The sequence below is a fragment of the Mesorhizobium sp. L103C105A0 genome, assembly GCF_000502215.1.
Lineage (GTDB): Bacteria > Pseudomonadota > Alphaproteobacteria > Rhizobiales > Rhizobiaceae > Mesorhizobium.
In genome coordinates, this window is record NZ_AYXF01000012.1 from 45454 (window position 1) to 69148 (window position 23695).

Here is a 23695-nt window from a genome sequence, read left to right on the forward strand (position 1 = left end):
CAGGCCGCTGAAAAATAGGCGCGACCCCGCTACAGCGCCGACAGTTTCAGCTCGACCCGCTCCGCCGGAAACCGTGTTTCGGCAAACTGGATCGGCTGGCCGTCCGGTGTGACGTTGACGGCGACCGCCACCAGCACGATTGCGCCGGGCTGCAGATCGAGGTCGGCGAGATCGGCGGCATCGGCATGGCGGGCCGACAGCACCGTCGATTGCCTGAGATAATCGTCAATGCCGAAACGCTTGAGCGAGGCGGTAACCGAACCGGTTTCGGCCATCGCAGCATTGATGCCGGCGAAACGCTTCGCCTCGTACCAGGCGGCGGCGCGCGACACCGGCCGTCCATCGGCTTCGCCGCGCGTCTCCAGGCGGATCACCTCAGCCCCTCTTGCCAGACCAAGCCCCTCGGCGACGCGCTGACTGGCCGACTCAACTGTAGAAGCTAGCAGCACGATGTGCCGTTCCGATGTTTGCCCTTGCAGACCGGTCGAAAACCGAGTGCGCGCGCCGATCGGATAGGACAGCCGTTTGCGCGAAAAGACGAAGGTGCCGCGTCCCTGCTCGGCCCGCAGCACGCCGTCCTGCACCAGGGCCGATATGGCGCTGCGCACCGTGTGGCGATTGACGCCGTAGCGTTCGGCCAAGGCCATTTCCGGCGGCAGCGCGGCATTCTCGGCAAAATCGCCGGCGGCGATCGAATGCAGGATCAGGTCCGCAATCTGCCGCCACAGCGCGACACCGCTACGGCGTTCGATGCTGCTCGCGCCCTTTTGAGCCACCATTTCGTCCACGCTCCCGCCCATGTCATCCACCCGTCATGGACACAAGTTAGATAATAGGTACAATTTGTATAATTGTCTATATCACTAGACAAATTATGTACATTTCAGGGAGTTATCCATGCGAGGACAGGAAGCCCGCGACCAGGCCGAGCGCAAAGCCGTCATGACGACGTTGGCGCAGGCCAGTGGCGATAACATCGCCCGGCTGTGGAATGAGGCCGGCCTGATCTCGGAAGCAGAGCTTTTGCGCGGCCCGGAAACCGGTCTGGTCACCGTGCGTGGCCGCATCGGCGGCGGCGGCGCGCCCTTCAATGTCGGTGAAGTGACCGTCACCCGCGCCACCGTCCGGCTCTCTTCCGGACAGGTCGGCCACAGCTACATGCTCGGCCGCGACAGGCAGAAGGCGAAGCTTGCGGCAATCGCCGATGCACTTTGGCAGGATCCCGCCCATCGGCAGACGGTCGAGAGTGCGCTGGTCGCACCGCTGCGCGCCGCCCAAAGCGAGGCGCGCGAAAAGCGCCGCTCCGAGACGGCGGCAACGAAAGTGGATTTCTTCACCATGGTGCGCGGAGAAGACTGATGGACATCGCAGCCCAATGGATCGACGGCGGCTTCGCCGATCCGGTGTTCAACGCCCAGGCGGTCTTCCGCGCGGTCATGGATGCCATGGCGCGGCCGGGCAGCGAGCGGCCTCTGCCTGCCTTCGCCCGCCCCCCTTCGCCGCTGTCCGCAACCGCCGGCGCCATTGCACTTTCGCTCTGCGACAACGACACACCGCTCTGGCTCGATCCTGCTTTGCAGGCATCGGCAGCGATCAAATCCTGGCTCGGCTTCCACGCCGGCGTGCCACTCGCCAACACGCCGGCCGATGCGCATTTCGCATTGGTCGGCACGCCGGCCGAGATGGCCGCCCTCGACGGTTTTTCGCAAGGCACGCAGGATTATCCCGACCGTTCGACGACACTGATCCTGCAGGTCAGCGATCTCACCTCCGGCGCGCCGCTATTGCTCGAAGGTCCCGGGATCGAAACCAGCGCGACCATCGCGCCGGCACAGATGCCCCGTCATTTCGTCGAACAGTGGAAGCAGAACAGTCAACGCTTTCCGCGCGGCGTCGACATCATTCTGGCGGCGCCCGACGGCATCGCCTGCCTGCCGCGCACGACGCGCATCAAGACGATGGAGGCATAAATGTATGTCGCGGTAAAAGGCGGCGAAGCCGCAATCGCCAATGCCCACAGCCTGCTTGCCGACCGCCGTCGCGGCGACCGTTCGGTGCCGGCACTGCGCCTCGACCAGATCGTCGAACAGCTGGCGCTCGGCGTCGACCGGGTGATGAGCGAAGGCTCGCTCTACGACCGGGAACTGGCTGCACTCGCCATAGTCCAGGCGCGCGGCGACATGATCGAGGCGATCTTCCTGGTGCGCGCGTACCGCACCACACTGCCGCGCTTCGGCTACACCAACGCCATCGACACCGGCGCCATGCTGGTCGAGCGGCGCGTGTCGGCGACCTACAAGGATTTGCCCGGCGGCCAGCTGCTTGGGCCTACCTTCGACTACACCCACCGCCTGCTCGACCCGGAACTCGCCACCGGCGCCGATGTCGCCGAACCGCTGCAGCGCGAGACGGAAACGCAGGCCATGCCGCGCGTCTCGGCCATCCTCGCCCGCGAAGGCTTGATCGAGCCGGATGGCGACATGCCGCAGGACCATGTCCCCGGCGACATCACCCGCGAGCCGCTTGAGTTTCCGATGGCGCGCGACATCCGCCTGCAGGCGCTGTCACGCGGCGATGAAGGGTTTCTGCTGGCGCTCGGCTATTCCACCCAGCGCGGCTATGCCCGCAACCACCCCTTTGTCGGCGAGGTGCGTATCGGCGAGGTCGAGCTGGAACTCGACGTGCCGGAACTGCCCTTCGCCGTGCTGCTCGGCAAGGTCCGCGTCACCGAATGCCAGATGGTCAACCAGTTCAAGGGCTCGGCCAAGGCGCCGCCGCAATTCACCCGCGGCTACGGACTGGTCTTCGGCCAAAGCGAGCGCAAGGCGATGGCCATGGCGCTGTGCGACCGCGCGCTGCGCGCAACGGAACTCGGCGAAGATGTCGTCGCCGCCGCGCAGGACGAGGAGTTCGTCATCTCGCACTCCGACAATGTTCAGGCGACCGGCTTCGTGGAGCATTTGAAGCTGCCGCACTATGTCGACTTCCAGGCCGAGCTCGATTTGGTGCGCCGCATGCGCGCCGAATACGAAGCTCGAGAGAACCCTGCAAAGGTGGAAGAGACGCGGGAGGCGGCCGAATGAGCCTAATCGCCCCCGCCATTGCCGCCACCCCCGTTGCCGCCATCCCCGTTGCCGCCGTCATGGGAATGGCTGCTATGCCCGCCGACGTAGCTGCCGTTTCCGCCTGTGACATGCGCGCCATCTCTGGAAGCAGGCAGAAACAAGCGCCGAGGTACAAAACCGACCACGCAGACAAACGCCAGAAGCAGAATTGCAATCTGGATCCAACCGGTCTGAGTCATTCGACTTCGCCTTTATTTCCGTTTTCTGGGCGTCAATGCAATAGCAGGGAGTGGATTTGATCGCCATGACCGACATCGCCACCTACAACTTCGCCTATCTCGACGAGCAGACCAAAAGGATGATCCGCCGGGCGATCCTCAAGGGCATCGCCATCCCTGGCTATCAGGTTCCCTTCGCTTCGCGCGAAATGCCGATGCCCTATGGCTGGGGCACTGGCGGCGTGCAGGTCACCGCCTCGATTATCGGGCCGGACGATGTGCTGAAAGTCATCGACCAGGGCGCCGACGACACCACCAATGCCGTCTCGATCCGCGCCTTCTTCAAGAAGGTAGCCAACGTCGCGGTGACGACCGATACCGCCAGCGCCACCATCATCCAGACCCGCCACCGCGTCCCGGAACACCCGCTGAGCGCCGGCCAAGTTCTAGTCTACCAAGTGCCGATACCCGAGCCGTTGCGCTTCCTCGAGCCGCGCGAAACCGAAACGCGCAAAATGCACGCGCTCGAGGAATACGGCCTGATGCATGTGAAGCTCTACGAGGACATTGCCAAACACGGCCGCATCGCCACCACCTATGCCTATCCGGTCAAGGTCGAGGGCCGCTATGTCATGGACCCCTCGCCGACGCCGAAATTCGACAACCCCAAAATGCACCGTTCGCCGGCCCTGCAGCTGTTCGGAGCCGGGCGCGAAAAGCGCATCTATGCCGTGCCGCCCTTCACCGATGTCGTCAGCCTCGACTTCGAGGATCATCCCTTCGAGGTCCAGACCTTCGACCTGCCCTGTGCGCTGTGCGCGGCGGAAAATGTCTATCTCGACGAGGTCATCCTCGACGACCATGGCGACCACATGTTCGTCTGCTCCGACACCGACCATTGCGAGAAGCGGCGCGCCGAAGGACATCGCGGCCACCTTGCGGCTGAAAGCCATGTTACCGCAGGAAAGATGAGGCCAGCAGAATGACCGGCGACCCACTGCTGCGCGTCTCCGAACTGTCCAAATTCTACGGCTCGCGCGTCGGCTGCGAGAATGTCACCTTCGACCTGTGGCCGGGTGAGGTTCTGGCCGTCGTCGGCGAATCCGGCTCCGGCAAGACGACGCTGCTCAACTGCCTGTCGACGCGGCTGCTACCATCTTCTGGCACCGCCAGCTACCGCATGCGCGACGGCCAGTTCCGCGAACTCTACCGTATGAGCGAGGCCGAGTGCCGCTTCCTGATGCGCACCGACTGGGGCTTTGTTCATCAGAACCCCGCCGACGGCTTGCGCATGACGGTGTCTGCCGGCGCCAATGTCGGCGAGCGGCTAATGGCGGTCGGTGACCGCCATTACGGCAAGATCCGCGCCACTGCCGTCGACTGGCTGTCGCGCGTCGAGATCGACGAGGACCGCATCGACGACGAGCCGCGCGCCTTTTCCGGCGGCATGCGCCAGCGCCTGCAAATCGCCCGCAACCTCGTCAACGGACCGAGGCTGGTGTTCATGGACGAGCCGACCGGCGGCCTCGACGTCTCGGTGCAGGCGCGCCTGCTCGATTTGCTGCGCGGGTTGGTCACCGATCTCGGCCTGGCGGCCATCGTCGTCACCCACGATCTCGCCGTCGCCCGGCTTCTGTCGCAGCGTATTATGGTGATGAAAGACGGCCGTGTCGTCGAAAGCGGCCTGACGGATCGCGTGCTCAACGATCCCCGCGCGCCTTACACGCAATTGCTTGTTTCCTCGATTCTACAGGTGTGAAGATGGCGCCAAGGCACCCCCCTCTGGCCTGCCGGCCATCTCCCCCTCAAGGGGGGAGATCAGCAGCTTTTATGTCCCGCCCCTTCTACGATGCAGAAGAATGGCGAAGTCGAACGCGACAGCCAATCTCCCCCCTTGAGGGGGAGATGCCTGGCAAGGCAGAGGGGGGTGTTGGCCCGCGGACGAACAACGATTGGAGAACCTTCTGATGCCGACGCCCCTCGTTGTTTCCGGCGTCGCCAAAAGCTTCACCATGCATCTGCGCGACGGCATCAGATTGCCGGTTGTCGCCGGCGTCTCATTCTCGATCCGGGCCGGTGAATGCGCCGTGCTCGGCGGGCCTTCCGGCGCCGGCAAAAGCTCGATCCTGAAAATGCTCTATGGCAATTATGCCGTCGATGAAGGCCAGATCATCGTTCAGCATGAGGGCGGCCTGATCGATCTCGCCATCGCCAGCCCGCGCACGGTGCTTTCCGTGCGCCGCCAGACGATCGGCTATGTCAGCCAGTTCCTGCGCACCGTGCCGCGCGTCTCCGCGCTCGACGTGGTCGCCGAGCCGCTGGTCGAACGCGGCGAGGACCGCGAGAGCGCGCGGAAAAAAGCACGCACCTTGCTGGGGCAGCTCAATTTGCCGGAAAAGCTCTGGGCGCTGCCGCCGGCGACTTTCTCGGGAGGTGAGCAGCAGCGCGTCAATATCGCGCGCGGCTTCATCACCGAGCATCCGGTCTTGCTGCTCGACGAGCCGACAGCTTCGCTCGATTCGAAAAACCGCGACGTTGTGGTTGCGTTGATCGCCGCCAAGAAGGCCGGCGGTGTCGCCTTGCTCGGCATCTTCCATGACCCGGATGTGCGTGACGCCGTCGCCGATCGCATCATCGACGTGACCTCTTTCGCCGCCGGAAAAATCGCTGCATGAGCAGGAAACTATCGGAAGCGCCGTTGGTCCACGCCACGGCGCAGGTCGAGAACTCGACATTGGGGCGCTGGACAGAGATCGCCGACCGCAGCCGCGTGTCCGAAAGCATCCTCGGCGACTATTCCTACATCATGCAGGACTGCGTCGTCTGGTGCGCGACCATCGGCAAGTTCTCCAACATAGCCGCCGCCGTGCGCATCAACGCCACAAACCACCCGACCTGGCGGCCGACGCTGCATCACTTCACCTATCGCGCCTCCGACTATTGGGACGACGCCGAGCACGAAACAGAATTCTTCGCCCAGCGCCGCGCCAAACGCGTCTCCATCGGCCACGACACCTGGCTCGGCCACGGCTCGACCATCCTGCCCGGCGTCACCGTCGGCGATGGTGCTGCCGTAGGCGCCGGCGCTGTGGTGTCGAAGGATGTCGCGCCCTACACCATCGTTGGCGGGGTGCCAGCCAAGCCGATCCGCGAGCGTTTCGATCGCCGCACGGCCGAACGCTACCAGGCGCTCGCCTGGTGGGACTGGGACCACGCCAGGCTGCGCGCCGCGCTCGACGATTTTCGCGTACTCGAGGCAGACGCGTTCCTCGAGAAATACGGCGCCTGATCGGGTGCGATCACCCCCACTTGCCGCACGGCTGTGGAGCGTAACAAAACTGACATCGTGATGACATGGCAGGTTCATGTCGCTGCGCTAGGCGAGAACCAGACGATCAATTCAGGTCTGGAACTCTTCAATGTTATCGACCCCTGCCACGCTCGAAATCCGCGGCGTCTCGCGCCGATTTGGCAAGAACACCGCCGTCAGCGCCATCGACCTGTCGATCCCGCAGGGCCAGATGGTCGGCATCATCGGTCGTTCCGGCGCCGGCAAATCCACCCTCCTTCGCATGATCAACCGTCTCATCGACCCCAGCCAGGGATCGATTTTTTTTGACGGTGCCGAGGTCTCGCGGCTGCGTGGCTCGCCGCTGCGACGCTGGCAGCGCGACTGCGCCATGATCTTCCAGCAGTTCAACCTGGTGCCGCGCCTCGATGTGCTGACCAATGTGCTGCTCGGCCGTCTCAATCATCGCTCGACCTTTTCCAACCTGCTCGGCATGTTTACCCGCGCCGAATGCGCTGAGGCGATTGCAGCACTCGAGCGCCTCGACATCGCCCGCACCGCACTGCAGCCAGCCGGCACGCTGTCTGGCGGCCAGCAGCAGCGCGTCGCCATTGCTCGCGCCATGATGCAGCAGCCCAAGGTGCTGCTCGCCGATGAGCCGATCGCTTCGCTCGACCCGCTCAACGCCAAGGTGGTGATGGACTCGCTGCAGGACATCAACCTGCGCGAAGGCATCACCGTCGTCACCAATCTGCACACGCTGGACACCGCCCGCACCTATTGCAACCGCATCATCGGCATGGCTGCCGGCAAGATCGTCTTCGACGGTCCGCCGGAAGCGCTCAACCGCGAGGCCGTGCGCCTGGTCTATGGCGCCGACGGCAACGGCGTCGATATCTCCGAGGCCATCACCTCGACCAGCATCGCCTACAAGCAAAAGATCGCCGCATCCGCCAGCCCGCTCGAGCCCGCATTCCCCGGGTACTGATCCATGATCCCGAAAAGTGGATACCGGTTTTCGGAAAAGATCATGGACCAAAACTGAGCCGCACTGGATCGACCGCCCGCGTCAAGGGCACTTGCAAAAATCAAGAACGCTGCCGGCGCGGGGCCGGAACTTACAGGAGAGACATCAAATGTTCAGGAAGATGGTATTCGGCGCCGTTTCGGCGCTCGCCATGGCAACCAGCGCCGCGCATGCGGCCGACCTCAAGGAATTCCGCGTCGGCATCCTCGGCGGAGAGAACGAAACCGACCGCCTGCGCAACTATCAGTGCCTGGCCGATCACCTGAAGACCGAATTCGGCTTCGAAAAGGTCTCGCTGTTCCCCGCCGCCGACTATGACGGCGTCATCCAGGGCCTGCTCGGCGGCACGCTCGACTTCGCCGAACTCGGCGCTTCCGGCTACGCCAGCGTCTACATCAAGGACCCGAAGGCGGTCACCCCGATCCTCACCACCCAGCAGACCGACGGCGCCACCGGCTATTATTCCATCGGCCTGGCGCTGAAGTCTTCGGGCATTACCGACATCAAGTCGGCCAAGGGCAAGAAGCTCGGCTACGCCGATCCGGACTCGACCTCGGGCTACCTGATCCCGCTGACCCAGATCCCGAAGGACACCGGCGCCTCGAACGACGCCTACTTCGCCTCGACCCAGTTCAATGGCGGCCATGAAAACAACATCCTCGCCGTTCGCGACGGCAAGGTCGACGTTGCGGTTGACGATTCCTCCGGCATCGGCGACTTCAAGAACGGCTACACCTCCGGCACCTTCCACAAGGTCACCGCCAAGGGCGCCGTCGACCCCAACGACTTCGTCGAAGTCTGGCGCTCGGGCCTGATCCCGAACGGCCCGCTGGTCGTGCGCACCGCGCTCGGCGACGACATGACCGCCAAGCTTGCCGCCTTCTTCACCGACCTGCCGAAGAAGGACAAGGCCTGTTTCGAAGGCGTCGAAGGCGGCGACTTCACCGGTTACGTCCCGGTCAAGCCTGACTTCTACAACGTCATCGTCGAAGCCCGTAAGGCAGCCATCGGCGGCTGACGGCAAAATCAGAAAGGGCGACGTGAAAAACGCCGCCCTTTTTGCATGTCCCGATCATGACCATCTCAGCAACAGCCCGCTCCAACGCGACCCTGCAGGTAGCCAACGCCTGGCAGCGCCAGATATCGTTGCGGCGGCTTTATACCATCCTCGGCATCGGCCTGCTGCTGGCGGCGACGCTGTCGAGCATGTGGTTCGCCGACGAGGCCAATGCCGGTCACTTCTGGGACCGGCTGCCGCATATATTCGACTTCCTCAGCTGGCTGATCCCGAAGGACTGGAACGACGTCTGGCGGGCGCTGTTCGACATCGCCTCGCCGCATGACACCGGCACCCAGGAGTTCAACTTCCCGCTCGGCCGCGTCTATGTCTGGGGCGGCTTCTACATCCCCGAATATTTCGAGCTGATGCTGACCACACTCAACGTGGCGCTGGTCTCGACTTTCATCGGTTTCATCTTCGCCGTGCCGTTTTCGTTCATCGCCGCGCGCAACCTGACGCCGCATCCGGCGCTGCGGCTCGTCGTCAAGCGCTTCATGGAATTGCTGCGCGCCTTTCCCGAAATCGTCATTGCCGGCCTGTTCGCCGCCATTGTCTCGACCGGGCCGATCGCAGCCATCATCGCCATCGGCCTGCATTCGATCGGCGCGCTCGGCAAGCTGTTCTATGAAATCAACGAGAACATCGACATGCGCGCCGAAGAGGGCCTGAGAGCGGTCGGCGGCAACTGGTTCGAGCGCGTGCGCTTCGCCGACCTGCCGCAGGTGCTGCCCAATTTCATGTCCTACACATTGCTGCGCGTCGAGATCAACGTGCGGGCCTCGACCATTATCGGCGCCGTCGGCGGCGGCGGTATCGGCGAGGAACTGAAGCTCTCGATATCGCGCGGTTTCGGCGCCAAGACGGTGGCGTTGGTGCTGCTGTTGTTCACGACGATCTTCATCGTCGACCAGTTCTCCGCCTGGCTGCGCCGCAAGCTGGTCGGCGAGCAAGCTTTTCTGATGAGCGCTTAAATGACCGCTTTGACCACTGATCAGGTCCAGTCGATCGAGGAACGCTATCCGCAAATCTTTCGGCGGCCGGCCTACAAGCGATTCGCGCCGCTGTTCCTGTTCGGCGGCATCCTGCTCTACCTCGTTTACGCCTTGTGGTTTTTCAACCTGCCGCAGGTGATGCGCGACTCGCATTGGGAGCGCCTGCCGCTCTTCCTGACGCAATGGATCAGCTACGATCTGCAGCCTGAATTCCGCCTCGACCAGCCTGAAATCACGCCGAAATACCCGCGGTTTTCAGCACTCGGCGAGAACCCAGATCCCGACTGGGTTGTCAAGAACGCGGATGGCACCTTCACCGTCCTGATCGATGGCGCGGCCAGGTCCGTCACCTTCGACAAGACCAAAGCGACGATCGTCGCCAATGGCGAGATGGTGCCGGTGGCGCTGACCAGCGGTAAGCCGGTAATTACAGGTCCGGTGCCTGGCTGGATCACCGCGCATGACGACGAGATCGTCGCCAGGATGGGCTTTGTCGGCGAAGTGCGCGTCACCGTCGATCGCGTCAAGGTCCGCAAGCGCTTCCTCGGCTGGGCAAATTTCGTCTTCGACACGCGCTCGCCCTTCTTCGGCAAATCGGCCAGTGAAGTGATCTCGCTGATCTGGTCCGGACCGGAACTTAAGCCTGGCACCTCGAACCTCGCGCTCGCCGGCGACAACATCTGGAACAATGCGCAGTGGCAGCATGGCGACGTCTGGACGAAACTGCTGCAGACCATCGTCATGGCCTTTCTCGGCACGTTGCTCGGCGGCCTCGTCGCCTTCCCGCTCGCCTTCTTCGCCGCCCGCAACATCACGCCGAGCGGATTGTTCGGCCAGGTGCTCAAGCGCTTCTTCGATTTCATGCGATCGGTCGACATGCTGATCTGGGCGCTGTTCTTCACCCGCGCCTTCGGCCCGGGACCGCTCGCCGGCAGCGCCGCGATCTTCTTCACCGAAATAGGCACGCTCGGCAAAATCTATTCGGAAAGCCTGGAAAACATCGACGACAAACCGCGCGAGGGCATCAAGTCGACCGGCGCCAACGGCCTGCTGGTGCAGCGCTATGGGGTCATGCCGGAAGTGATCCCGGTCTTCATCAGCCAGACGCTCTACCAGTGGGAATCCAACACAAGAGGCGCCACCATCATCGGCGCCGTCGGCGCTGGCGGCATCGGCCTGAAACTCTGGGAAGCCATGCGCACCAATTCCAACTGGGCCAACGTCTTCTACATGGTGCTGCTGATCCTGCTCGTCGTGTTTGTGTTCGACAACATCTCGAATTTCCTGAGGCGCCGGCTCAGCCGGACCATCCATGATTACAACAGGATGCAGGCCGAGGAGGGGTGACGTGCGAGGGACAGCACCCCCCTCTGTCCTGCCGGACAGTGGGGGGTGTGAAGGAACGCAGCACTCCTTGGGCGGCGCGGCTAAGCCGCCCGCTTCCACCCATCCCTGATATGCCTGTATCCCTCGCGATAAACCGCTTCCGGCGTCTCGGAAAAATCCCGCCACACCTTGGTCGCCGCCGCCAGATCCTTCAGCGATCTGCCAAACGCCTCGATCGTCAGCCAGTCGTCATAGCCGCTCTTGCGGATGGCCGCGAAAGTCTCTTTCCACGGAATGTTCCCGCGCCCCGGCACGCCGCGATCGTTCTCCGAAATGTGGATGTGCACGACATTCCGCCGGTGCTTCATGTAGGCGCCGATCGGGTCGGCTTCCTCGATATTGGCGTGGAAGGTGTCGTACATCGCCTTGATGTGCGGCCGGTCGATGGCATCGACGTGCTCGGACAGATCGGCCATCGTGTTCAGCAGATAGCACTCGAAACGGTTGAGCGCCTCCAACCCGATGGTAACGTTCCGCTTGCCGGCATGATCGCCAATGGCGCGCTGCGAGGCGATCGAGCGCTTCTTCTCGGCAGCGGTCGGCCCGCTGCCGGAGAAGGCGCCGAGCGTCGAATGCAGCGGCCCGCTCAGCGTACTCGCGCCGAGCGCCTGGGCGCAATCGATCGCCCATTTCATGTAGCCGATGCCGGCCTTGCGGGTCGCGGCATCCGGCGAAATCAGATTCATCGCCGGGTCGCCCATCGCCGTAACAGCCGTGCGCTCCAACCCGATGCGGTCGAGCAGATCGCCAAGGTTCTTGTAGTCCTCTGGCGTGCCTGAGAAGATCGGTATCTCGACGCCGTCGAAGCCGGTCGCCTTGATGTCGCGCAGCAACGGCTCGTGTTTCTTAGACACGGAAGTCGTCCACAAAAACATGCACATGCCGATTTTCATCGACAGCCCCTCCCCGTTTGACGGCGCGCGCTGGTTTCTTTCGCATCTCGCACCATGCGCCCTCATTCGGCCGCTTCGCGGCCACCTTCTCCCCGAAGGGAGAAGAGACTTGGCGCCGGCGCTCCCTAAAGTTTCGTCCACGCCCCGTTCTTCTTCGATGACTTAACGCAGGCCTCGATGAACGCCATACCTTCGACGCCGTCCTGGATGGTCGGGAACACCACGTCCTTGCCCGGCTTGCCGCCCTTCTTGCGTGCCGCGCGGATCGCCCGCGCCGCCTCCTGGTAGATGTTGGCGAAGCCTTCGAGATAGCCTTCCGGATGGCCAGACGGAACGCGGCTGACGCGTCCCGCAACTGGCAGCGCGCCGGCGCCGTTGCGGGTGAGCAACTGCTTGGGCTGGCCGAACGGCGTGTACCAGAGATAGTTCGGATCGGCCTGCACCCATTCCAGCCCGCCTTTAGAGCCATAGATGCGCAGCTTCAGCCCGTTCTCGTGGCCCGGCGCCACCTGGCTCGCCCAGATCATGCCCTTGGCCGGATGCACCTTGCCGACCGGCTTGAAGCGCAGCATGACATTGACATTGTCGTCGAGCAGCCGCCCCGGCACGAAAGCGTCGAGATCGGCCGACAGGGAATCGAGCTCCAGACCCGAGACGAAGCGCGCCAGATTGTAGGCGTGCGTGCCGATGTCGCCGAGCGCGCCGCCCGCGCCCGCCTGCTTGGGGTCGGAGCGCCACGCCGCCTGCTTCTGGCCGGTGGCGGCAAGATCTTCGGTCAGCCAGTCCTGCGGGTACTCGGACTGAACGATGCGGATGTCGCCAAGCTGCCCCTTGGCCACCATCTCGCGCGCCTGCCGGATCATCGGATAGGCAGTGTAATTGTGCGTCAGCACGAACACCTTGCCGGTCTTTTCAACCACGGCCGCGAGCTTCTTGGCCTCGGCCAAAGTCGTCGCCAGCGGCTTGTCGCAGATGACGTGGATGCCGGCCTCGAGAAACGCTTTGGCCGCCGGCACGTGCACATTGTTGGGGGTGACGATCGCCACCGCTTCGATGCCGTCCGGGCGCGTGGCCTCGGCCTTGGCCATCTCGGCATAGGAGGCGTAGCTGCGCGCCGGGTCGAGACCGAGTTCGGCGGCGGAAGCCTTGGCGCGCTCGGGATTGGCCGACAGGGCGCCGGCCACCAGCACGAAGTCATTGTCCATGCGCGCCGCGATCCGGTGCACCGCGCCGATGAAGGCGCCTTGGCCGCCGCCAACCATGCCATAGCGGATCGGGCCGCCTCCCGCTTCCGACTTCGATGCGCCGACCATGTCTTTCTCCTGCTTGTCTCAAATACCCATCATGGCGCGCAGCATCTTCTTGTCGGTGGTGCCGCCGGCGAAATCATCAAAGGCCTTTTCCGTCACCCGGATAATGTGGTGCTGGATGAAGGGCGCGCCTTCGGCCGCGCCGTCCTCCGGATGCTTGAGGCAACACTCCCACTCCAGCACCGCCCAGGAATCGTAGCCATACTGGGTAAGCTTGGAGAAGATGCCGCCGAAATCGACCTGCCCGTCGCCAAGCGAGCGGAATCGCCCCGCGCGATTGGTCCAGCTCTGATAGCCGGAATAGACGCCTTGCCGCCCCGTCGGATTGAACTCGGCATCCTTGGCATGGAAGGCCTTGATCCGCTCGTGATAGATGTCGATGAATTCGAGATAGTCGAGCTGCTGCAAAAGGAAATGCGACGGGTCGTAGTTGATGTTGCAGCGCTTGTGACCGCCAACCGCATCTAGGAACATCTCGAAGGTTGCGCCGTCGAAGATGTCCTCGCCAGGATGGATCTCGTAGCCGACATCGACGCCGTTTTCGTCATAGACGTCCAGGATCGGCTTCCAGCGTGTGCCGAGCTCGGCGAAGGCCTCCTCGATCAGCCCGGCCGGCCGCTGTGGCCAGGGATAGAGGTACGGGAAAGCTAGGGCGCCGGAAAACGTCACCGAGGCTTTCAGGCCAAGATTCTTCGAGGCCTTGGCGCCAAACTCCATCTGTTCGACCGCCCATTTCTGCCTGGCCTTGGGGTTGTTGTGCACCGCAGGCGGTGCAAAGCCGTCGAACTGGGCATCATAGGCCGGGTGCACCGCCACCAGCTGCCCTTGAAGATGCGTCGACAGTTCGGTGATCTCGACGCCGGCATCCGCGCAGATGCCTTTCACCTCGTCGCAATAGGTCTTGGAAGATGCCGCCTTCTTGAGGTCGAACAGGCGTGCATCCCAGGTCGGGATCTGCACGCCCTTGTAACCGAGACCGGCCGCCCATTTGGTGATCGAGGCCAGCGAATTGAACGGCGCGGTATCCCCCGCGAACTGTGCCAGAAACAGCCCCGGACCCTTCATTGTCGACGGCATCGGCATCCTCCCAATTCATTTTTCCAAGGACCAAGCATAGCGTCTGATGAAAGCAGGGCCAGCCTCTTTGGTCTCTTGTGATGTGCATTCTCGTATCGGCATTCTGGTATTACCAAATACCGGAAATGGGTCAAGCCATTTGACTCACGCGCAAAGCTGCCGGGGCATTCCATTTTTGGCGATATATACCAGCATAATCAATACGGTACACAGATGCCGATATCGCATCGCGGCGGTTCTTGCCGCGCGACAAAAATTGCTGTAGACCTCCATTAGGGCCCAATTGGTCGAACCAGTTGCGCAAAAACGCTGGAGCGCCTTGGGGAGGAAACACGCGACGCGCCTTGTGGGGCGCATCGCAGGCGAACTGGCACAGACGAATTCTGGGAAGGATAGACCATGCATCTTTCGACGCACAACTGGATGCGCGCGGAACCGTTGGAGGTGACGCTCAAGCGCATCAAGAAATTCGGCTACGAGTCGATCGAGATTTCCGGCGAGCCCGAGCAATACAAGACCAAGGAGACCCGCGCGCTGCTGAAAGAATACGGCATCCGCTGCTGGGGGTCGGTGACGCTGATGCTGGGCGAACGCAACCTTGCCGCCAGGGACCAGGGCCAGCGCGAACGCTCGGTGCAGTACGTCAAGGACGTGCTGACCATGGTCAGCGAACTTGATGGCGAGATCATAACGCTGGTGCCCGCGACCGTCGGCAAAGTGGTGCCGGACGGCACCGAGGAGGAGGAATGGAAGTGGGTGGTCGACGCCACCCGCGAATGCTTCACCCATGCCAAGAAGGTCGGCGTCAAGATCGCGGTCGAGCCGCTCAACCGCTTCGAGACCTATCTGTTCAACCGCGGCGCGCAGGCGTTGGCCCTGGCCGATGCGGTGAGCCCCGAATGCGGCGTCTGCCTCGACGCCTATCACATCCATATGGAAGAATTTAACGTCCATGACGCGATCCGTCAGGTCGGCAAACGGCTGTTCGACTTCCACGTCGCCGACAACAACCGCTTTGCCGCCGGCCTTGGCCAGATCGATTGGCCGCGGATCGTGCAGACGCTGAAGGAAGTCGGCTATGACGGCGCGCTGACCAACGAATTCGTCGCGCCCGTCGACCGCACACCCGCCGCGCCCTATCCCGACATGGTCGACCGGAATCCGGTCGACATTTCTCCCGAACAGCTGAAGTTCATCCAGGATCACGGCTCCAGCGTGCTGACGGAGAAATTCTACACCGACCAGATGCGCATCACGGCCGAAACGCTGCTGCCGCTGATCAAGTAGCCGATCGGGATGCGCATCAAAACGGTCCAGGCGTGGTGGGTCCGCGTGCCGATTGAGGCCGCGAAGCAGCATCGCAGCGACTTTGGCCAGGTGACGACGTTCGACGCCGCCATCCTGCGCATTGAGACTGACGACGGGCTGATCGGCTGGGGCGAGGGCAAGAACGCCGCCGGCAGCGCCGGCAGCTATGGTGCGCTGGTCTACATGCTGAATCACGAGGTCGGGCCGCAGCTGATCGGCCGCGACCCCGCCGACATCGGCATGATCTGGGAGATGCTCTACAACGGCGTGCGCCATGACAGTGCCGCGCGCGCCGGCCATGCCATGCCGCAGCTGGCGCGGCGCGGCATGAGCATTGCGGCAATCAGCGCCGTCGATATCGCGCTCTGGGATATTCTGGGGAAGTCGTTGGGACAGCCGGTGTGGCGGCTCATCGGCGGCCGCAAGCTCGACCGCATGCCGGCCTACGCCTCCGGCGGCTGGGCTGCCGCCGAGGCTATCGGCGAGCAGCTCAAATCCTACATCGCCAAAGGCGGCTTCAAGGCGCTGAAGATGCGCGTCGGCGCCATGGACGGCGCCCCGCACATTTCCGCCGCCCGCGTCCGCGCCGCACGGCAGGCGCTCGGTCCTGACGTCGAGTTGATGGTCGACGCGCATGGCACCTATACGGTGGCCGAGGCCAAGCGCTTCATCAGCTTGGCCAGCGATCTCGACCTCGCCTGGTTCGAGGAGCCTGTTATCGCCGACGACAAGGCTGGTATGGCCGAGGTGCGCGCCTCGGGTTCGATCCCGATCGCCACCGGCGAAAGCGAAGCGACGCGCTACGCCTTCCGCGATCTCGCGGTGCTGAAATCCGCCGATATCTTCCAGCCGGATCCGGCCTTTTGCGGCGGTATCAGCGAGGCGATGAAGATCGGCACCATCGCCAGTGCCTTCAATCTGCGCTTTGCCCCGCATCTGTGGGCCGGCGCGCCATGCTTTTTCGCCGGCCTGCATGTTTGTGCGGCCTCGCCTGCCAGTTTTACTGTCGAATATTCGCTCGGCGCCAACCCTATGATCCACGATCTTATCGAAGAGACTGTCGAAGCAAGGGACGGTATGATAGCGATCCCTGAAAAGCCGGGTCTGGGATTCACCATTTCGGAGCGGTTCCTGGAGGCGCACGCGCAACGCGGTTGACGATGAAAGAAAAGAACCTTCTCGCCGAACTCGCCGCCTATCTGTTCGCCCATTCGGACAAGGAGAGCGGCCGCACGCCCTCGGAGCGCGAGCTGGCGGAGCATTTCGGTGTCAGCCGCGGCCAGATCCGCGAGGCGCTGGCCATTCTGGAGGCCATGCGCATCGTCGAGCGCCGCGCCAAATCCGGCATCTATGTCGACACCAGGCAGGCCAGTGTAGAAGCCTTGGCTCTTTTCGCCCGCGCGGGCCTGCCGCTCGATCCGGTGCAGATCTACGAGACCGTGGAACTGCGCAAGATCCACGAGATCAAGGCCGCCGAACTTGCCTGTTCGCGTGCCACCGAAGAGAATTTCGAACGCCTGCGGGAGATCCTGAAAGCCTCGGAGGAGTGCATCGCCGCCGGCGAAGGCCTCGCCAAGGAAGACCGCGAATTCCACCTCGAAATCGTGCGGGCGACCAAGAACGGCGTCTTCCACAATATCTGCAGCGTCTATTACCTGATGGGCGAGCAGCGGCTGCCGATCTACTTCAACGATCCCGAGCGCTCAGTGCGCTCGCATGCCGAGCATATCCAGATCTACGAGGCGCTGCTGCGTCGCGACGGCAATCTCGCCCAGGCGCTGATGAGCGCCCACCTGCAAGGCGCGGAAAGCTACTGGAAGGGGATCATCGAGGGCCGCGAGGCGCAAGCGCAAAGCCTGGCATTTGAGAAAGCCTAGAGCAATTCCAGGAAAAGTGTGAAACGGTTTCCCGGGAAAGCGCGCAGCGCTTTCCCTTGGGAATTGCGACAAACACGAGAGCCCCATGCCCAGAATCCTGTCGACGCACACGCTGCATCCGCGTGCCTCCGCAATGCTGGCGGGCGCCGGTGAACTCGTCGTCGCCTCAGCGCTCGATGCGGCAACGCTGACGGCCGAGGCGAAGCATGCCGACGTCATCATCGTTCGCGCACCGCTGCCGCCGTCGCTGTTCGAAAACGCCACGAAACTCAGAGCAGCGGTCCGCCACGGTGCCGGGCTCGACATGGTGCCGATGGAGGCCGCGGCCGCGGCCGGCGTGCTGGTCGCCAACGTGCCGGCGGTCAATGCGCGTTCGGTCGCCGAATATGTGATGTTCGCGGCCCTTGCCCTGCTTCGGCGCTTCCGTTCGGTAGACCGCGACTTGCGCGCCAAGGGCTGGAATGCCGGCCGCGACCACGCCAGCCATGCCAGCGAGCTTGCCGGCAAGACCATCGGCATCATCGGCTTCGGCGCCATCGGTCAGGCGGTCGCCCATATCGCCGCGCACGGCTTCGGCCTCGACGTCGTGGCGACGACCCGCAGCATGCAGCCGGCACCCGACAGGATCGGCTTCCTGTCGATCGATGCGCTGATCGAACAGAGCGACATCATCGTGCTCTGCTGCCCGCTGACGCCGGAAACGCGCGGCCTGATCAGCCGCGAACGCATTGCCCGCATGAAGCCGGACGCGCTTTTGATCAACATTTCGCGCGGACCGGTGATCGACGACGAGGCGCTGATCGAGGCCTTGCGCCAAGACCGGATCGGCGGCGCCGCACTCGACGTCTTTGCCACGCAGCCGCTGCCGGCAAACCATCCCTATTTCGGTTTCGACAATGTTATCGTCACCCCGCATATGGCGGGGATTACCGAGCAATCGATGATGCGCATGGGCGTGGGCGCGGCCGGCGAGACCTTGCTGGTGCTGGCCAACCGGCTGCCTGTCAATCTGCGCAATCCCGATGTGGTCGAGCATTACCGCAGACGGTTCCCGGCGGACGCGTGAACCATGTCCGGTTTTCGCTTCGCATCTCTGGTTCTCGCAGTGTCGTCGATCGTGGCCTTACCTTCGCTCGCGGCGGCACAAAGCAGCGATTATGTCTATTGCAGCAATGGGATCGTCTGCATGATGGCGCCCTGCCCGTCAGGCAATGCGCTGGATCTGACCACCGGCAATGTCGTTAAAGGCGTGGAGCTCAACACTACGGAATTGCCGCCGCTGGACAGATCGGCACCTGACCTCTCCGACAAGCTTTATGCTGGAAAACTCGTCGTCCGAGGATCGATCCAGCATCGCGGCCAGCCGAACGATCCGCCGATGCTGGTCGTTACCAAAATCGAACGCTCCTCCAAGAAAAGCGAGCGCAAGCGCTGCGCGGCACGTTGACTGCCGACCTACGGCTCGCTGCCTATCGGAGCAGCCGCTCGATTTCAGCCGCGATGCGCAGCAGATGGTGGTCGTGGCCATTGCGCGCCACCAGCATCAGCCCGGCCGGCAGCGTCATGCCGGGCATCGGTAGCGAGATCGCGCAGAGGTCAAACTGGTTGGCGACCTGGGTGTTGCGCAGCAGCAGACCTTCAGTGCGTTCACGCAGAGCCGTATCCTCGGCCATCGAAACGATAGTCGGCGCTGTCACCGGCGTGGTCGGCAGAGCCAGCACATCGACCGAACCCAACCGCTCGTCCATGGCTATGCACAGTGCCGCGCGACGACGCATTGCCCTGATATAAACCGGCGTCGGTATGGCCGCCGCCCGCGACAGCGGCCCGCTGACATGGGGATCGACCGGCATCGATGCGCCCGTCGCCAGCCAGTCGGCATGGATTTCAGCACCTTCCATGGCCGCGATCGAGCCGCGTTTGGTGGCCAGGCGCAGATCGGCAATGAGGTCGTCGATCGAAATGTCCGTGAGCCACGCGCCTGCCTGCTCGATCCCGGCAAGGCTGCGATCGAACGCGGCGGCAATCTCCGTTTCCGTGTCTTCGAAAAGCAGGCCGCGCGGAATGCCGACACGAAGCCCGGCAAGCGCTAACGGCAGGTGCAGTTGCGGCATCTGCTCGCCCGTCATCGCGGCGTCAGCCAGGGCACACGCAGCAACACTCAGCGCCAGCGGCCCGATCGAATCCAGCGTCGCAGAAAGGGGATAGGCACCAGTCAGCGGCACGCGCCGCGCCGTCGGCTTGAAACCGACGACGCCGTTCAGCGATGCCGGGATGCGCACCGAACCGCCGGTGTCGGAGCCGATGGAAATGTCGCTCGTCCCCTCGCCAACGGACACGGCGGCGCCCGACGACGAACCGCCCGGAATGCGGCTGGTGTCGGCGGCATTGCCCGGTGTGCCGTAGTGCATGTTGTCGCCGATGGCGGTGAAGGCGAATTCGGTCATGTTGGTCTTGCCGATGATGACGGCGCCGGCCTGGCGCAGACGGTTGACGACCGCAGCGTCGTGCCGACGGGGCGCGGTGTCCCTCAACATCAGCGAACCGGCCGTGGTCGATTCACCGGCGACATCGAACAGATCCTTGATCGAGATGATGGCGCCGTCGAGCGGCCCGAGCGATACGCCGGCCTTCTTGCGCGCATCGGTGGCCTCGGCCGCTGCGCGCGCCGCCTCGGCATAGAGTTTGGTGAACACCTTCTCGCCTGCCGCGCAATTGGCAAGACGTGACAGGATGATCTCGAGACGATCGCGGATTGATTGCATGTCGATGTCGGATTCCGTCAAGGTGGAGCGTCTTTAAGGCATATGGGCCGCTAGGTCAGCGGAAGGAATAACCCGGACAGCGTGCCTTTGCACCTGCCAGCGATAGGAAGAGACTGATGCTGTACAAAGGCAGCTGCCACTGCGGCAAGGTTGCGTTCGAATTCAAGGCGCAGCTGACCGGCGCCGTGCGGTGCAATTGTTCGATCTGCTCGCGCAAGGGCGCGCTGTTGGCCGCCATCCCGCATGACAGCCTGACGGTGCTGGCGTGGGGCGACGATCTCGGCACCTACACATTCGGCAATCATGCAATGGCGCATCGCTTCTGCCGCACCTGCGGCATCCATCCCTTTGCCGAGGATGTCAGTCAGGGCAGCGAACGCAGCGCCTACATCAACCTCAACTGCGTCGCCGATTTCGATCCCACCGGCCTGCCGGTCTTCGACTTCGACGGCCGCGCGGTCTGACCCTACGGTGGCCTCTCACCACAAAAGCAACGCCCCGAAAACCTTGATAGTTCTCGGGCCCGCTGCTTTAGCCAAGGATGGCTATCGGCTATTCGACGCGCTTAGGGCCGCGCGCGAACACAACGATCGCCGCCAGCAAGGTCGCAGCGCCACAATAGGCGAAGGCGCTGGCCACACCGGCATTGTCGACCACCAGGCCGCCGAAGACGGCGCGTTTCTGGTGCTCGCCGNGTGCTCGCCGTTTCTTGCGTCTTTCCCGCTCGCGCCTTTGCCCTCGAGGACAGCCTTGCTGAAAGTTCCCGGCAACTGGCGCGCGCCGGTTCATGCGCACACCGCCGACTATCGCGCGTTGGTCATCAAGGGTCTGTGGGCGCATTGGCAAATGGACGGCGGCGAAGCGACGAAGGTCGAATTGCCGCGGGGATCCTACTGGACCCAGAAGGCCAACGAGATGCACGACGACGCCTGCCTCTCAGAGACGGAGTGCGTGATCCTGCTGATCAACGATACGCCTTACGAGACCTACTTCCAGAAATAGTCAGGCGGCGCCGTCGTTCGACCGCAACTAGCTGGCGTGCCGCAAGCTCACGCCGCTGCCCTTGTCGAACAGCACCACCTTGTCCTGATTCCAGGCAAAGCGCACCGGCTGCTCGATCTGGACATCGGTTCTGGCCGGCACCGTGGCGCGCAGCGTCGTGTCGCCGACCCGCAGAGTCAGGATCTTTTCCACGCCATGGTTCTCGACATCGTGGACGCGTGCCTCGACCGGCGCACCGCTTTCAAGATACACATCCTCAGGTCGAATACCGAAGACGAGCGGGCGACCGTCGGTCGCACCGCCCGCCTTGGCACCCCCAGAGAAAGGCAGTTCGAAATTCAGCGGCGCCATCACCGCGCGGCCGTTGACCAGCTTGCCATCGATCAGGTTCATCGGCGGCGAGCCGACGAAGCTGGCCACATAGGTATCGCGCGGATTGTTATAGATCTCGTGCGGCGTGCCGGTCTGGATGATGCGGCCATGGTTGAGCACGCCCACCTTGTCGCCCATCGACATCGCCTCGATCTGGTCGTGGGTGACGAACAGGAAGGTGGCGCCAAGCTGGATCTGCAGGTTCTTCAGTTCCGTGCGCAGCGCCTCGCGCAGTTTGGCGTCGAGCGCCGACAGCGGTTCGTCCATCAGGAACACGCGCGGCTTGCGCACGATGGCGCGCCCGATAGAGACGCGCTGCATTTCGCCGCCTGAAAGGCGGTCGGTCTTGCGGTCGAGCAGATGTTCGATCCGCAGTGTCTTGGCGGCGCGGTCGACACGATCCTTGATCTCGGCGTCGGGTCCTCCGGTCAAGCCGGAGGATGACAGCGTGAGAGTTGAGAGGGCGACGCACACCGACCGTCGCGGACGGGCGCGAGCGCGACCTGCCGGATAGCGTCAGCTGCTGATCATCGCGCTGTCTTGTTGAGAGCGGTGACGATCAGCGCGAGAATCACCGCCGCGGCGGCGATTTCCCACACGAAAGCCTGCTTGTAGAAAGGCGGCGTGGCGAGCTGCGCCTTGCCGGCGAGAGTGTTGGGGTCCGGTGGATTGAGGAAGAAGACGCCGTAGAGATGCGCCGCCGTGATCGATACCAGCAGCGCAATGCAGAAGACCAGCGCCACGACCAGCGCTACGGTCACCACACTGCGCACCTTGACGCCCGGCTGGGCCAACGGCAGCAGGTTGTTGATGAGCCCGGCAAGCACCACGAGACCGCTGCCGACCGCGTACAGGCCGATGGAAAAGGGTTGAAAGATCAGCACCAGCGCCAAGACGCCGAGGCCAATGATGAAGAGCTCGAGGCGGAACGCGCCGGCGCGGCTCATGCCGGAAGAACTGTCGCTCATGACCGCACCGCCTTTCCGGCGCCATCGAAGACATGGGTTTGCCTGGGATCGGGGCGTAGATTCAGCGCCTCGCCGACCTTGACCCACTGGCTTCTCGTCACCACGACGCGGATGTCGGCGCCTGCCGCCGTGCGGGCATGAATAAGGGTTTCGGCGCCCATGGGCTCGATGAGCTCGGCTCTGGCGGAGATGGTGCCACGGTCCCCCGTATCGGTCACGGTGAAAGCACGGGGGCGGACACCGATCGTCACCTTGCCGGGCTGCAGGCGCGCGACCGCCGCGTCCGTGCGGATCGCCAGACTAATGCCGGCAACGGTCATGTCCGCCGTGCCATCGGCGAAGGCCTTGAGGTCGGCCTCGAGAAGATTCATCTGCGGCGTGCCGATGAAGCTCGCCACGAAAGCATTGGCGGGCTTGGCAAATACCTCGTGCGGTGAGCCGACTTGCTCGATCAGGCCGTCCTTCATGATGGCGATGCGGTTGGCCATGGTGAGCGCTTCGAGCTGGTCATGGGTCACGATCACGGTCGCTTTGGAGAGGCCCTGCAGCACTTCCTTGATCTGGCCACGCATGGTTTGGCGCAGTTCGACATCGAGACGCGACAAGGGCTCGTCGAAGAGGAAGCAATTGGGGTCGCGGACGATGGCGCGGGCCATGGCGGCGCGCTGCTTTTCGCCCTCGGATATCTGGTTCGGCAGCCGGTCGAGAACGTGCTCCAAGTGAAGGATCGCGGCGACGCGGTTGACGCGGGCAGTCCGCTCAGCCCCGGAAATGCCGTCATGATAGAGCGGGAAGGCGATGTTCTCGGCGATCGATGCCGACGGGTAGAGCGCGTAGAACTGGAACACCATGGCGATGTCGCGCTTTTCGGGCGGCAGTTTGTTCATCACCTTGCCGGCGACGACGACCTCGCCGTCAGTGACGCTTTCCAGCCCGGCGATGACGCGTAAGGTCGTCGTCTTGCCACAGCCGGACGGGCCGAGAAGGCAGACGACCTCACCGGCGGCCACCGACAGGTCAACGTCCTTGACCGCGGTGAAGGAGCCGAAGCGCTTGGTGACTTTGCGGAGTTCGATGGTTGACATC

Annotated in this window: 27 protein-coding genes; 18 read left to right on the forward strand and 9 right to left on the reverse strand. The window is 63.5% G+C overall.

Features of this window, described 5'->3' with window-relative positions; genetic code table 11:
- Window positions 1–29 precede the first annotated feature (29 nt).
- The gene (gene phnF, locus X727_RS140005; RefSeq protein ID WP_245261350.1) at window positions 30–800 is read right to left on the reverse strand and encodes a phosphonate metabolism transcriptional regulator PhnF; all 771 of its coding nucleotides are present in this window, start codon (window positions 798–800) and stop codon (window positions 30–32) included.
- A gap of 97 nt (window positions 801–897) precedes the next feature.
- On the opposite strand from phnF, the gene phnG reads away from it, so the two are divergent.
- From phnG to X727_RS139990, 3 genes are read left to right on the forward strand one after another with little or no spacing between them, the layout of a single operon-like run.
- The gene (phnG, locus tag X727_RS140000; RefSeq protein ID WP_023744067.1) at window positions 898–1359 is read left to right on the forward strand and encodes a phosphonate C-P lyase system protein PhnG; all 462 of its coding nucleotides are present in this window, start codon (window positions 898–900) and stop codon (window positions 1357–1359) included.
- Window positions 1359–1970 (forward strand): phosphonate C-P lyase system protein PhnH, encoded by a 612-nt coding sequence (gene phnH, locus X727_RS139995; RefSeq protein ID WP_023744066.1) that lies wholly within the window; start codon window positions 1359–1361, stop codon window positions 1968–1970. The genes phnG and phnH overlap by 1 nt, the downstream gene beginning before the upstream one ends.
- A complete protein-coding gene (locus tag X727_RS139990) occupies window positions 1971–3083 on the forward strand; it encodes a carbon-phosphorus lyase complex subunit PhnI (RefSeq protein WP_023744065.1) in 1113 nt (370 codons plus the stop codon).
- A 2-nt stretch (window positions 3084–3085) separates the two neighbouring features.
- Here the strand turns inward: X727_RS139990 and X727_RS139985 are convergent, their stop codons facing one another.
- Window positions 3086–3304 carry a hypothetical protein gene (locus tag X727_RS139985; protein ID WP_023699000.1) on the reverse strand — a complete coding sequence of 73 codons (219 nt, stop codon included), beginning with the start codon at window positions 3302–3304 and terminating at the stop codon, window positions 3086–3088.
- 65 nt (window positions 3305–3369) lie between these two features.
- On the opposite strand from X727_RS139985, the gene X727_RS139980 reads away from it, so the two are divergent.
- The 8 genes from X727_RS139980 to phnE (X727_RS139945) all read left to right on the forward strand — a co-directional run bounded on the left by X727_RS139980 (window position 3370) and on the right by phnE (X727_RS139945) (window position 10998).
- Window positions 3370–4269, forward strand: coding sequence for an alpha-D-ribose 1-methylphosphonate 5-phosphate C-P-lyase PhnJ (locus X727_RS139980; RefSeq protein ID WP_023726432.1), 900 nt, complete (start codon window positions 3370–3372; stop codon window positions 4267–4269).
- Window positions 4266–5042 (forward strand): phosphonate C-P lyase system protein PhnK, encoded by a 777-nt coding sequence (gene phnK / locus X727_RS139975; protein ID WP_023744064.1) that lies wholly within the window; start codon window positions 4266–4268, stop codon window positions 5040–5042. The genes X727_RS139980 and phnK overlap by 4 nt, the downstream gene beginning before the upstream one ends.
- 208 nt (window positions 5043–5250) lie before the next feature.
- Window positions 5251–5958 carry a phosphonate C-P lyase system protein PhnL gene (phnL, locus tag X727_RS139970; RefSeq protein ID WP_023669827.1) on the forward strand — a complete coding sequence of 236 codons (708 nt, stop codon included), beginning with the start codon at window positions 5251–5253 and terminating at the stop codon, window positions 5956–5958.
- Entirely contained in the window at window positions 5955–6572 is a 618-nt protein-coding gene (locus tag X727_RS139965; protein ID WP_023669828.1) for a DapH/DapD/GlmU-related protein, read from the forward strand. Before phnL ends, X727_RS139965 begins: the two co-directional genes overlap by 4 nt.
- Window positions 6573–6702: 130 nt before the next feature.
- Entirely contained in the window at window positions 6703–7560 is an 858-nt protein-coding gene (phnC, locus tag X727_RS139960; protein ID WP_023669829.1) for a phosphonate ABC transporter ATP-binding protein, read from the forward strand.
- 148 nt (window positions 7561–7708) lie between these two features.
- Window positions 7709–8617: a phosphonate ABC transporter substrate-binding protein gene (gene phnD / locus X727_RS139955; RefSeq protein WP_023669830.1), complete on the forward strand. Its 909-nt coding sequence runs from the start codon at window positions 7709–7711 to the stop codon at window positions 8615–8617.
- A gap of 56 nt (window positions 8618–8673) precedes the next feature.
- Window positions 8674–9630, forward strand: coding sequence for a phosphonate ABC transporter, permease protein PhnE (phnE, locus tag X727_RS139950; protein ID WP_023669831.1), 957 nt, complete (start codon window positions 8674–8676; stop codon window positions 9628–9630).
- Window positions 9631–10998 carry a phosphonate ABC transporter, permease protein PhnE gene (phnE, locus tag X727_RS139945; RefSeq protein ID WP_023669832.1) on the forward strand — a complete coding sequence of 456 codons (1368 nt, stop codon included), beginning with the start codon at window positions 9631–9633 and terminating at the stop codon, window positions 10996–10998.
- An 80-nt stretch (window positions 10999–11078) separates the two neighbouring features.
- Here the strand turns inward: phnE (X727_RS139945) and X727_RS139940 are convergent, their stop codons facing one another.
- The 3 genes from X727_RS139940 to X727_RS139930 form a co-directional block, all read right to left on the reverse strand.
- Window positions 11079–11930 (reverse strand): sugar phosphate isomerase/epimerase, encoded by an 852-nt coding sequence (locus tag X727_RS139940; RefSeq protein ID WP_023683013.1) that lies wholly within the window; start codon window positions 11928–11930, stop codon window positions 11079–11081.
- 125 nt (window positions 11931–12055) lie between these two features.
- On the reverse strand, window positions 12056–13243 hold the full coding sequence (locus X727_RS139935; protein ID WP_023740804.1) for a Gfo/Idh/MocA family oxidoreductase: 1188 nt from the start codon (window positions 13241–13243) through the stop codon (window positions 12056–12058).
- A gap of 18 nt (window positions 13244–13261) precedes the next feature.
- On the reverse strand, window positions 13262–14317 hold the full coding sequence (locus X727_RS139930) for a sugar phosphate isomerase/epimerase (protein WP_023726430.1): 1056 nt from the start codon (window positions 14315–14317) through the stop codon (window positions 13262–13264).
- Window positions 14318–14716: 399 nt separating this feature from the next.
- Here X727_RS139930 and X727_RS139925 point away from each other — a divergent pair, with 399 nt between their 5' ends.
- The 5 genes from X727_RS139925 (at window position 14717) to X727_RS139905 (ending at window position 18949) form a co-directional block, all read left to right on the forward strand.
- The gene (locus tag X727_RS139925; protein WP_023669836.1) at window positions 14717–15604 is read left to right on the forward strand and encodes a sugar phosphate isomerase/epimerase; all 888 of its coding nucleotides are present in this window, start codon (window positions 14717–14719) and stop codon (window positions 15602–15604) included.
- Window positions 15605–15613: 9 nt separating this feature from the next.
- Window positions 15614–16783 carry a mandelate racemase/muconate lactonizing enzyme family protein gene (locus tag X727_RS139920; protein WP_023686624.1) on the forward strand — a complete coding sequence of 390 codons (1170 nt, stop codon included), beginning with the start codon at window positions 15614–15616 and terminating at the stop codon, window positions 16781–16783.
- A gap of 2 nt (window positions 16784–16785) precedes the next feature.
- Complete coding sequence (locus tag X727_RS139915) at window positions 16786–17502, forward strand: FadR/GntR family transcriptional regulator (RefSeq protein WP_023683008.1); 717 nt, start codon at window positions 16786–16788, stop codon at window positions 17500–17502.
- 85 nt (window positions 17503–17587) lie between these two features.
- Window positions 17588–18568, forward strand: a complete 981-nt coding sequence (locus X727_RS139910) for an NAD(P)-dependent oxidoreductase (protein ID WP_023686626.1) — start codon at window positions 17588–17590, stop codon at window positions 18566–18568.
- Window positions 18569–18607: 39 nt separating this feature from the next.
- Window positions 18608–18949 carry a hypothetical protein gene (locus X727_RS139905; RefSeq protein ID WP_245260934.1) on the forward strand — a complete coding sequence of 114 codons (342 nt, stop codon included), beginning with the start codon at window positions 18608–18610 and terminating at the stop codon, window positions 18947–18949.
- Window positions 18950–18971: 22 nt separating this feature from the next.
- Here X727_RS139905 and X727_RS139900 read toward each other — a convergent pair whose 3' ends face one another.
- Window positions 18972–20267: an amidase gene (locus tag X727_RS139900; RefSeq protein ID WP_031204658.1), complete on the reverse strand. Its 1296-nt coding sequence runs from the start codon at window positions 20265–20267 to the stop codon at window positions 18972–18974.
- A 116-nt stretch (window positions 20268–20383) separates the two neighbouring features.
- Here X727_RS139900 and X727_RS139895 point away from each other — a divergent pair, with 116 nt between their 5' ends.
- Both X727_RS139895 and X727_RS1000000169170 read left to right on the forward strand, forming a co-directional pair.
- Entirely contained in the window at window positions 20384–20731 is a 348-nt protein-coding gene (locus X727_RS139895) for a GFA family protein (protein WP_023669842.1), read from the forward strand.
- Between the two features lie 7 nt (window positions 20732–20738).
- A complete protein-coding gene (locus X727_RS1000000169170) occupies window positions 20739–21269 on the forward strand; it encodes a DUF4437 domain-containing protein (RefSeq protein WP_245274206.1) in 531 nt (176 codons plus the stop codon).
- Between the two features lie 27 nt (window positions 21270–21296).
- Here the strand turns inward: X727_RS1000000169170 and X727_RS139890 are convergent, their stop codons facing one another.
- The 3 genes from X727_RS139890 to X727_RS139880 all read right to left on the reverse strand — a co-directional run bounded on the left by X727_RS139890 (window position 21297) and on the right by X727_RS139880 (window position 23694).
- Window positions 21297–22088 carry an ABC transporter ATP-binding protein gene (locus tag X727_RS139890; RefSeq protein ID WP_348524534.1) on the reverse strand — a complete coding sequence of 264 codons (792 nt, stop codon included), beginning with the start codon at window positions 22086–22088 and terminating at the stop codon, window positions 21297–21299.
- 80 nt (window positions 22089–22168) lie between these two features.
- A complete protein-coding gene (locus X727_RS139885) occupies window positions 22169–22609 on the reverse strand; it encodes a hypothetical protein (protein WP_023728570.1) in 441 nt (146 codons plus the stop codon).
- A complete protein-coding gene (locus X727_RS139880) occupies window positions 22606–23694 on the reverse strand; it encodes an ABC transporter ATP-binding protein (protein WP_023733630.1) in 1089 nt (362 codons plus the stop codon). Before X727_RS139880 ends, X727_RS139885 begins: the two co-directional genes overlap by 4 nt.
- Between the last annotated feature and the right edge of the window lies 1 nt (window position 23695).

Bases quoted from the DNA above. Each gene is read 5' to 3' on its own strand.
- phnF (WP_245261350.1), bottom strand. From the start codon at position 800: ATGGGCGGGAGCGTGGACGAAATGGTGGCTCAAAAGGGCGCGAGCAGC.
- phnG (WP_023744067.1), top strand. From the start codon at position 898: ATGCGAGGACAGGAAGCCCGCGACCAGGCCGAGCGCAAAGCCGTCATG.
- phnH (WP_023744066.1), top strand. From the start codon at position 1,359: ATGGACATCGCAGCCCAATGGATCGACGGCGGCTTCGCCGATCCGGTG.
- X727_RS139990 (WP_023744065.1), top strand. From the start codon at position 1,971: ATGTATGTCGCGGTAAAAGGCGGCGAAGCCGCAATCGCCAATGCCCAC.
- X727_RS139985 (WP_023699000.1), bottom strand. From the start codon at position 3,304: ATGACTCAGACCGGTTGGATCCAGATTGCAATTCTGCTTCTGGCGTTT.
- X727_RS139980 (WP_023726432.1), top strand. From the start codon at position 3,370: ATGACCGACATCGCCACCTACAACTTCGCCTATCTCGACGAGCAGACC.
- phnK (WP_023744064.1), top strand. From the start codon at position 4,266: ATGACCGGCGACCCACTGCTGCGCGTCTCCGAACTGTCCAAATTCTAC.
- phnL (WP_023669827.1), top strand. From the start codon at position 5,251: ATGCCGACGCCCCTCGTTGTTTCCGGCGTCGCCAAAAGCTTCACCATG.
- X727_RS139965 (WP_023669828.1), top strand. From the start codon at position 5,955: ATGAGCAGGAAACTATCGGAAGCGCCGTTGGTCCACGCCACGGCGCAG.
- phnC (WP_023669829.1), top strand. From the start codon at position 6,703: ATGTTATCGACCCCTGCCACGCTCGAAATCCGCGGCGTCTCGCGCCGA.
- phnD (WP_023669830.1), top strand. From the start codon at position 7,709: ATGTTCAGGAAGATGGTATTCGGCGCCGTTTCGGCGCTCGCCATGGCA.
- phnE (WP_023669831.1), top strand. From the start codon at position 8,674: ATGACCATCTCAGCAACAGCCCGCTCCAACGCGACCCTGCAGGTAGCC.
- phnE (WP_023669832.1), top strand. From the start codon at position 9,631: ATGACCGCTTTGACCACTGATCAGGTCCAGTCGATCGAGGAACGCTAT.
- X727_RS139940 (WP_023683013.1), bottom strand. From the start codon at position 11,930: ATGAAAATCGGCATGTGCATGTTTTTGTGGACGACTTCCGTGTCTAAG.
- X727_RS139935 (WP_023740804.1), bottom strand. From the start codon at position 13,243: ATGGTCGGCGCATCGAAGTCGGAAGCGGGAGGCGGCCCGATCCGCTAT.
- X727_RS139930 (WP_023726430.1), bottom strand. From the start codon at position 14,317: ATGCCGTCGACAATGAAGGGTCCGGGGCTGTTTCTGGCACAGTTCGCG.
- X727_RS139925 (WP_023669836.1), top strand. From the start codon at position 14,717: ATGCATCTTTCGACGCACAACTGGATGCGCGCGGAACCGTTGGAGGTG.
- X727_RS139920 (WP_023686624.1), top strand. From the start codon at position 15,614: ATGCGCATCAAAACGGTCCAGGCGTGGTGGGTCCGCGTGCCGATTGAG.
- X727_RS139915 (WP_023683008.1), top strand. From the start codon at position 16,786: ATGAAAGAAAAGAACCTTCTCGCCGAACTCGCCGCCTATCTGTTCGCC.
- X727_RS139910 (WP_023686626.1), top strand. From the start codon at position 17,588: ATGCCCAGAATCCTGTCGACGCACACGCTGCATCCGCGTGCCTCCGCA.
- X727_RS139900 (WP_031204658.1), bottom strand. From the start codon at position 20,267: ATGCAATCAATCCGCGATCGTCTCGAGATCATCCTGTCACGTCTTGCC.
- X727_RS139895 (WP_023669842.1), top strand. From the start codon at position 20,384: ATGCTGTACAAAGGCAGCTGCCACTGCGGCAAGGTTGCGTTCGAATTC.
- X727_RS139885 (WP_023728570.1), bottom strand. From the start codon at position 22,609: ATGAGCGACAGTTCTTCCGGCATGAGCCGCGCCGGCGCGTTCCGCCTC.
- X727_RS139880 (WP_023733630.1), bottom strand. From the start codon at position 23,694: ATGTCAACCATCGAACTCCGCAAAGTCACCAAGCGCTTCGGCTCCTTC.